Source organism: Exiguobacterium sp. s193 (assembly GCF_018618755.1).
Lineage (GTDB): Bacteria > Bacillota > Bacilli > Exiguobacteriales > Exiguobacteriaceae > Exiguobacterium_A.
In genome coordinates, this window is sequence record NZ_JACSMR010000022.1 from 1 (window position 1) to 2,962 (window position 2,962).

At 54.3% G+C, this 2,962-nt stretch carries 1 rRNA gene; it reads right to left on the reverse strand.

Annotation, left to right across the window (positions count from 1 at the left end):
* Positions 1-41: 41 nt before the first annotated feature.
* Positions 42-2,956 (reverse strand): 23S ribosomal RNA (locus tag KNQ04_RS15445).
* Positions 2,957-2,962 lie beyond the last annotated feature (6 nt).

The following is a 2,962-nucleotide window of genomic DNA, read 5'->3' on the forward strand; positions in this document are numbered from 1 at the left end:
GGCTCGCGCCCTCAAAACTGAAGTCATCAACAATCATCTGCTAGAACAAGGCCTCGACCGATTAGTATCACTCAGCTCCGCATGTCACCATGCTTCCACCCGTGACCTATCTACCTCATCGTCTCTGAGGGGTCTTTCTTGATTACTCAAAGGGAAATCTCATCTTGGAGGGGGCTTCATGCTTAGATGCTTTCAGCATTTATCCCGTCCGCACGTAGCTACCCAGCGATGCTCCTGGCGGAACAACTGGTACACCAGCGGTGCGTCCATCCCGGTCCTCTCGTACTAAGGACAGCTCTCCTCAAATTTCCTGCGCCCACGACGGATAGGGACCGAACTGTCTCACGACGTTCTGAACCCAGCTCGCGTACCGCTTTAATGGGCGAACAGCCCAACCCTTGGGACCTACTCCAGCCCCAGGATGCGATGAGCCGACATCGAGGTGCCAAACCTCCCCGTCGATGTGGACTCTTGGGGGAGATCAGCCTGTTATCCCCAGGGTAGCTTTTATCCGTTGAGCGATGGCCCTTCCATGCGGAACCACCGGATCACTAAGCCCGACTTTCGTCCCTGCTCGACTTGTAGGTCTCGCAGTCAAGCTCCCTTCTGCCTTTGCGCTCTACGAATGATTTCCAACCATTCTGAGGGAACCTTTGGGCGCCTCCGTTACTGTTTAGGAGGCGACCGCCCCAGTCAAACTACCCGCCTGACACGGTCCTCCAGCCGGATTACGGCTGCGAGTTAGAGACTCTATGCATGAAGGGCGGTATCCCAAGGGTGACTCCTCCGAAGCTGGCGCTCCGGTCTCGACGTCTCCCGCCTATCCTGTACATCATGCACAAAGCCTCAATATCAGGCTGTAGTAAAGCTCCATGGGGTCTTTCCGTCCTGTCGCGGGTAACCTGCATCTTCACAGGTACTATGATTTCACCGGGTCTCTCGTTGAGACAGTGCCCAAATCGTTACGCCTTTCGTGCGGGTCGGAACTTACCCGACAAGGAATTTCGCTACCTTAGGACCGTTATAGTTACGGCCGCCGTTTACTGGGGCTTCGGTTCAAAGCTTCGCTTGCGCTAACCCATCCCCTTAACCTTCCAGCACCGGGCAGGCGTCAGCCCCTATACGTCATCTTGCGATTTAGCAGAGACCTGTGTTTTTGCTAAACAGTCGTTTGGGCCTATTCACTGCGGCTCTACTCATGTAGAGCGTCCCTTCTCCCGAAGTTACGGGACCATTTTGCCGAGTTCCTTAACGAGAGTTATCCCGCGCGTCTTAGAATTCTCATCCCGCCTACCTGTGTCGGTTTACGGTACTGGCACCTTCCACCTCACTAGAGGCTTTTCTTGGCAGTGTGAAATCGTGACCTTCGTCCCTAGGGGACTCCGCGTCGTTCCTCGATCTTGGTGCCTGACGGATTTGCCAATCAGACAATCTCGGAACTTACACATGCACTTCCATCCGCATGCGTCACTATCCTCCTGCGTCCCCCCATTGTTCAAACGGTGGATCGGTGGTACAGGAATATCAACCTGTTATCCATCGCCTACGCCTTTCGGCCTCGGCTTAGGTCCAGACTAACCCTGAGCGGACGAGCCTTCCTCAGGAAACCTTGGGCTTTCGACGGAGGGGATTCTCACCCCTCTTTTCGCTACTCACACCGGCATTCTCACTTCCAAACGCTCCACTACTCCTTACGGTACAGCTTCACAGCGGTTTGGAACGCTCCCCTACCATTCCTTACGGAATCCGCAGCTTCGGTGGTATGTTTAGCCCCGTTACATTTTCGGCGCGGCGCCACTCGACTAGTGAGCTATTACGCACTCTTTGAATGGTGGCTGCTTCTAAGCCAACATCCTAGCTGTCTAGGCAGCGCCACATCCTTTTCCACTTAACATACACTTTGGGACCTTAGCTGGCGGTCTGGGCTGTTTCCCTCTTGACTACGGATCTTATCACTCGCAGTCTGACTCCCGAGTATAAGTTGCCGGCATTCGGAGTTTAACTGAATTCGGTAACCCTGTGGGGGCCCCTAGTCCAATCAGTGCTCTACCTCCGGAACTCTCAACCTCGAGGCTAGCCCTAAAGCTATTTCGGGGAGAACCAGCTATCTCCAGGTTCGATTGGCATTTCACCGCTACCCACACCTCATCCCCGCACTTTTCAACGTGCGTGGGTTCGGACCTCCAGTCAGTGTTACCTGACCTTCATCCTGGACATGGGTAGATCACCTGGTTTCGGGTCTACGACAACGCACTATGGCGCCCTATTCAGACTCGCTTTCGCTACGGCTCCGCCTCATCAGCTTAACCTCGCGCGCTATCGTAACTCGCCGGTTCATTCTACAAAAGGCACGCCATCACCCATTAACGGGCTCTGACTACTTGTAGGCATACGGTTTCAGGATCTATTTCACTCCCCTTCCGGGGTGCTTTTCACCTTTCCCTCACGGTACTGGTTCACTATCGGTCACTAGGGAGTATTTAGCCTTGGGAGATGGTCCTCCCGGATTCCGACGGGGTTTCACGTGTCCCGCCGTACTCAGGATCCACTCTGGAGGGAAAACAGTTTCAGCTACAGGGCTGTCACCTTCTTCGGCCGACCTTTCCAGGTCATTCACCTACTGTCTTCCTTTTTGACTCCGTATAGAGTGTCCTACAACCCCGGAGAGCATGCTCTCCGGTTTGGGCTGTTCCCGTTTCGCTCGCCGCTACTCAGGGAATCGCATTTGCTTTCTCTTCCTCCGGGTACTTAGATGTTTCAGTTCCCCGGGTCTGCCTCACGCTACGCTATGTATTCACGTAACATGTCCCATCCCATTACGGATGGTGGGTTCCCCCATTCGGAAATCCTCGGATCAAAGCATACTTACTGCTCCCCGAAGCATATCGCTGTTCGTCGCGTCCTTCATCGGCTCCTAGTGCCAAGGCATCCACCGTACGCCCTTCATACCTTGATCTAGCAT